General features: G+C 64.9%; 1 protein-coding gene. It reads left to right on the forward strand.

Annotated elements, in window-relative coordinates; genetic code table 11:
* Window positions 1-2: 2 nt before the first annotated feature.
* Window positions 3-947, forward strand: coding sequence for an ABC transporter substrate-binding protein (locus ACFFRH_RS44250; protein WP_386164195.1), 945 nt, complete (start codon window positions 3-5; stop codon window positions 945-947).
* Window positions 948-949 lie beyond the last annotated feature (2 nt).

Consider the following 949-nt stretch of genomic DNA (forward strand, 5'->3'; position numbering starts at 1 on the left):
CGATGACGGGTTGCGGTGGCTCCAGCACCCCGGGTGCCTCCACCGACACCGGCAAGGTCGCCGACGACGGCAAGATCACGATGGGTTTCTCCCAGGTCGGTGCGGAAAGCGGCTGGCGTACGGCGAACACCAAGTCGGTGCAGGAGTCGGCCAAGAGTGCCGGGGTCGAGCTGAAGTTCTCCGACGCCCAGCAGAAGCAGGAGAACCAGATCAAGGCGATCCGGTCGTTCGTGCAGCAGAAGGTCGATGTCATCGCGTTCTCGCCGGTGGTGGAGTCGGGGTGGGACACGGTGTTGAAGGAGGCGCAGAACGCCAAGATCCCGGTGATCCTCACCGACCGGGCGGTGGACTCGGCCGACAAGACGCTGTACAAGACCTTCTTGGGGTCGGACTTCGTGGAGGAGGGCAAGAAGGCCGGTCAGTGGCTGGTGGAGGAGTACAAGGACTCCAAGGACCCGGTGAACATCGTGGAGTTGCAGGGCACCACGGGGTCGGCGCCGGCCAACGACCGTAAGGCGGGGTTCGCGGAGGTGATCGCGGCCGATCCGAAGTTCAAGATCGCTGCTTCGCAGACCGGTGACTTCACCCGGGCCAAGGGCAAGGAGGTGATGGAGGCGTTCTTGAAGTCCACCCCGGACATCGATGTGCTGTACGCGCACAACGACGACATGGGGTTGGGTGCGATCGAGGCGATCGAGGGTGCGGGCAAGGTGCCGGGCAAGGACATCAAGATCATCACGGTCGACGCGGTGAAGGACGGGATGCAGGCGCTGGCCGACGGGAAGATCAGCTACATCGTCGAGTGCAGCCCGCTGCTCGGCCCGCAGCTGATGGACCTGGCCAAGAAGGTCGTCGCCGGTGAGCAGGTGCCCGAGCGGGTGGTGACCGAGGAGACCACCTTCACCCAGGAGCAGGCCAAGCAGGCCCTGCCCACCCGCCAGTACTGAGC

This window comes from Streptosporangium vulgare, assembly GCF_042428775.1.
Taxonomy (GTDB): domain Bacteria; phylum Actinomycetota; class Actinomycetes; order Streptosporangiales; family Streptosporangiaceae; genus Streptosporangium; species Streptosporangium vulgare.

Coding starts and splice junctions, on each gene's coding strand:
- ACFFRH_RS44250 (WP_386164195.1), top strand. CDS start 3: ATGACGGGTTGCGGTGGCTCCAGCACCCCGGGTGCCTCCACCGACACC.